The organism is Gramella sp. AN32 (genome assembly GCF_023718305.1).
Classification (GTDB): domain Bacteria; phylum Bacteroidota; class Bacteroidia; order Flavobacteriales; family Flavobacteriaceae; genus Christiangramia; species Christiangramia antarctica.
In genome coordinates this window covers 1-4633 of the sequence record NZ_QEYO01000037.1, presented here as the reverse complement: position 1 = coordinate 4633, position 4633 = coordinate 1, and the positions used below count along the sequence as shown (strand labels likewise).

The following is a 4633-nucleotide window of genomic DNA, read 5'->3' as shown; positions in this document are numbered from 1 at the left end:
GGCTTTATTTCCAGCACCAATTTTTAAAACGGCCACACATAGAGTTCGTATTAAATTTAATATAGATAAAGATTCCTGCCCACGTTAGCACAAGAAATTAATGGAGTTCTTCATATGGTGAATTGCTCACAACGGTCTCGGTTATCGCCAGTTGGCGGGTTAAGGGACGCGGATTTGTCAGCTTAGTATTTTGTTGTTGGTCAAGTTAATTATTTTCTTACTAAAGCTGCCGGCTATTGGCGATTAACCGTTGTTGGCTGTAGTTTTTCTTGTTAATATATAATCTTAGTATTTGGCATTTGTTTTTCAATCTCTTTTATTTCAATTTCATCTACTGGATTACCTATTAAAGAAATTTTTTTCAACTTTTCCATTTTTACAATATCGATAGGTAAAGTTTCAATCTGGTTTTTATAGAGATTAAGCTCTTCTAAATTTTCTAAAAGTAGAATTTCGTTTGGCAGTTCCTTTATACTATTAACGCTTAAATGAATTATTCTTAGGTTCGAACAATTTTTTAATTCTATGCATAGTTCTTTTAGGTTAATTGAATCTTGTCTAATATAACCGAGAACTTCTAAATTCTTAAGTTTAGAAAATTGAATTTTCAAATCTGGAATTTGATTATTGCCAAGGTTTAATTGACGGAGATTTTCAAATAAATGAATTTTATTTAAATTGTTTTCAAAATCAAATTCAAACATACTTGTCATATCGAGCTCTTCAACTAATTTGTTCTTTTTATAAAAATCATCTGGAAAGGTTTCTATTTTATTCCACCAAATTTTAAGGATTTTGAGATTATCCAATTTCGTAATTTCATTTGGAAAGGATTGAAAATCATTCATTCCTATATTCAGAACTTGAATCTTATTTAGTTTCTCTAAACCCTCTAAATCAGACAAACTATTTTGTGAAACATTCAATTCTTGAAGATTGACTAAATCGAAAATTTCTGGAGGAAGTTTTTTTAAATTTTGGTTTGATAAATTAAGCCTGAAAACACTATCGATATTTTTTGGAATATCTTTTAGACTATGATAAGTTTTAGTTCGATATAAACTATCTAGTGTTATCTGATTAGGCTCAGCTTTGTATTTTTGTGCATATATTTTATTAATTAATTCCGGACAAGAATTAAGTACTAAAATGCCTAAACTTAAGACGAAAAATTTTCTTATCATTCTTTGAAAAATTACTGCCAACTGTCTCGGTTATCGCAAGTCACGGGAGTGAGGATGCGGATTTGTCAGTTTATTGTTTTTCTTTATTGGTTTTCTAAATTACACTTTTTCTAAAATACCCGTTATTTGCGATGAATCGTTGTTGTTGCGCGTTTTAAATTTCTCAATTTTCTTTTTAGTAATAAGTCGGTTAGTTGAAATTATGATAGTTTTTTAATCAATAATACCCCTGGACAATATCTAAGATTACTAAAAATACAGTGAGAAAGAATACAATTTTTATAGTTCTTCTTTTTTGTTTTATGATAGCCCAACTGGTTATCAAAAATAGGATGAGGAAAATTAAGCCCCATATTAAAACTACTTCACTATAAAGTTCTTCGGATCTATAGTAATAGGGTACTGGACCTTCTCCTCCAAAAGGATAACTTGAGGTTTCCTTTTGAATTGCAACAGTATAATATTCTGTCAAATTTAAAACTGCTAAAATTCCACTTATGATTATAGCAGCTAACCCGAGTAATTTAATTTTCTTTTTAATCGTTTTAATTATTGTTTATCAGTTTTAAAATGCGCTACAACGGTTAGTATATGAAAAGTAGGCGATTTCGAAGCACTAAACTTTCAGTTAAGCACAAAGTTTGATACAAGCCAAAACTCCTAATTTTACTACTATTTCGCCTATTTTTTATATACATTGTTAGCAAATCGCCTTTCTTTTAATTACTGAAAATATTTCTCGCCATAGTTTTTATAGTCTCGTTTTCCAATTTTAGTCCGAGTGGTTGAGAAACATCTTGTCCTTCATTTAAATGTAGTGAAGTATTGTAAATTATACCCAACAAAAAATAGGTTTCTGGAATTTCAATTCCAATACTTTGAGCAAAGTTCAGTTTGTTTTTCGTTCCGTTTGTTTCATCAATAAAAATCCTTTTATTCTCGGTATCAGGTATTTTATCATAAACAAGTTTCTCGATTTGATGTCTGATTCCGAAACAGATTGCTAATGGGTCAATTTTTTCATCTTGATATACATAACGCCTTACCTCTCTAAAAATCTTTTTAAAAAATTTCTCGGGACTTGACCAATCTTGATTTAATTTAAGTGTGTGAAATTCTGCTGATAAATCAACAGAGTCACTATTTGGGTTAAAATGAAAGTAATGAGCATCAACAATGCTTTTTATTAATGCATCTTCTCTATTATAAATTAATTTTAAAAGGTTCTGATTTGCTTTTACATTTATATCTTTAATGTAGTTTACTTTTATTTTAGCATCATTAAAGCAGAAATGGTTGAAAAATAATGGGTCTAAATGCGTTAAAAGAACAGGGAATATTCGCCTCTTTTTTCTTTTCATTTCATCTATAAAAGTTGAAATGTAATATTGAAATGAAATTAAATTTGCATCATCCATATAGTCAAATATTTCATCTATAATCAGGATGCAATCGTTCTTTTTAAAATCTCTTCTTGATTTTAAAAGTAAAGCGATAAAGGTTATTATATCTCGTTGACCATTCGAAATTTCGTGAGCTTTGGGCCAATGAACTATTAGGCTGTTTTTTTCTTCTTTGGGTTTTATGTCAAACCTTTCCTTTACTGGATTAAAGGACGAAATTGTTTGAGTGTAATGTTCTTTTTCGGCTGTATAGAAACTGTATTTACAAGCTTTTTTATAATTAGGCCCTAAATCACTTTTAACTTTTAAAATTTGCCAAGTGGTTAAAAATAAATCCGCTTCATCTTGAATTTCTGAAAACCCAAAAGAACTAATAATATTGGATAATTTGTTAAACTCGGGTAGTTCTTCCATTGAATTTAGCAGATTATCAATTATCCACTTTTTAATTACTACACCTGTTCCTGTTTGTGCATTTATTTGTCCAACATAATCTTCTAGAATGGTGGTATAGCTTTTTAAATTGAATCTTGAAAAATCTATTTCAGTTTCTATTCTATGGAATAGGTGACTTTTTTTAAATATTCCTGAAATGTTATTTAATAATTTGTTTCCATTTACACCGAATGCTTGTTTTAGGGTAGTTGGTGAATAATCGAAATCAATTTTTTGAGGAATCGTCTGGACTAAAACGGTTGATTTTATTTGTAGAGAAGTTTTTGCAAAACTGTAACCATTAAATGACTGTACAGTTGCTTTTGGTTCAGTTTGATTGTTTATAACAAACACATCAAAATCGTTTGTGATTGTGTTTTGATTATCATCAGCTATCAAAACTGTTCCGTTTGATAGGGTAAGTTTTAATTCAGGTCGATTAGTTTGTTTTTTATTAAAATAATCATTGTCTCCTAATTCTATTTTATTGCTTTTCAAAGAGTTAAACGCAATAGCAAATGAGCTTTTCCCAAAACCATTTGGGGCAACTAATATATTAGGCTTATTTGGTGTTAAATCTAGGTCGAACGATTTATTTCCAATTCCCTTTATATTGGTTATCTCAATTTTGCTTATTATCATTTATTCCAATTTGTTTTTAGGTGTTTGCTAACGGTTTGCGGTTATCGCAAGTTACGGGAGTAGGAACGCGGATTTGTCGGCTTACCGTTTTATTTTTTTTGATTTCTAAAATTATACTTTTTCCTCAATACCCGGAATTTGAGATGAACCGCTGTTGTACGCTGGCATTATCTATGCCTTCTGTACTTTGTAGTTTTTGTTGTTGATAATCAGTCCTTTTTTAGCATTTCAGGAACCTTGTCATAATATTCTTGTGAAAGGACTTCTGTCCAAACTGTAGGTTCTTCACCACTATAAAATGCCAAATATGTTACATCACTATCTTTTGTGGATGAATGCCAATGTTCTGTATTTTTCTCACACCTAATTACATCACCTTCTTTTAAAATTATTGGTTTTTTTCCTCTTTCCTGATAATAAGCTTCGCCATCTACAATAACTAAAACTTGCACTGAACTATGCTTATGCCAATCTAATGTTGAGTTAGCCTTAAAAGTGGCTTTGGTTATGTTATAACCTAATTCAGCGTCGTCGTGAATTATTGGATTCAACCAGGCTTCTCCGATGTAATGAGTATTTGGTGCTTTTGTACCTTCTGTATGATATGAAGAAATATTGTAATCAGAACTTTGAGCAAATAGAAATAATGGGGCTAAAAATATCAGTGTAAAAATTAAATTTCTCATAGTTTACTTTTTAAATTAATTATTCTTCTTGTTCCTACCAACCTAAATGCTTGCGTACAACGGTCTTGGTTAAGGCAAGTAGCGTGGAAAAGGACACGTTCTTGTCGGCTTAGTTGTTTTTTCACTTGGTGTCTAAAATAGCACTTTTCACCAGAATGCCCGCTATTTGCGCTTAACCGATGTTGAACTAAACCTAAAGGTAGCTTCAAGCAATCATTAGATCACTATTCACTACCTTTAAGTAGGTATTAACATAAGATTGAAAGTTATGAAAAAAAAGTAG

At 30.4% G+C, this 4633-nt stretch carries 3 protein-coding genes; all 3 read right to left on the bottom strand.

Features of this window, described 5'->3' with window-relative positions:
* Positions 1–272 precede the first annotated feature (272 nt).
* The gene (locus DHD80_RS19680; RefSeq protein WP_251743179.1) at positions 273–1184 is read right to left on the bottom strand and encodes a hypothetical protein; all 912 of its coding nucleotides are present in this window, start codon (positions 1182–1184) and stop codon (positions 273–275) included.
* A 719-nt stretch (positions 1185–1903) separates the two neighbouring features.
* The gene (locus DHD80_RS19675; protein WP_251743178.1) at positions 1904–3664 is read right to left on the bottom strand and encodes an ATP-binding protein; all 1761 of its coding nucleotides are present in this window, start codon (positions 3662–3664) and stop codon (positions 1904–1906) included.
* A 209-nt stretch (positions 3665–3873) separates the two neighbouring features.
* A complete protein-coding gene (locus DHD80_RS19670; protein ID WP_251743177.1) occupies positions 3874–4350 on the bottom strand; it encodes a cupin domain-containing protein in 477 nt (158 codons plus the stop codon).
* Positions 4351–4633 lie beyond the last annotated feature (283 nt).

Excerpts from the sequence above, each read along its gene's own strand:
- DHD80_RS19680 (WP_251743179.1), bottom strand. The coding sequence starts at position 1,184 with ATGATAAGAAAATTTTTCGTCTTAAGTTTAGGCATTTTAGTACTTAAT.
- DHD80_RS19675 (WP_251743178.1), bottom strand. The coding sequence starts at position 3,664 with ATGATAATAAGCAAAATTGAGATAACCAATATAAAGGGAATTGGAAAT.
- DHD80_RS19670 (WP_251743177.1), bottom strand. The coding sequence starts at position 4,350 with ATGAGAAATTTAATTTTTACACTGATATTTTTAGCCCCATTATTTCTA.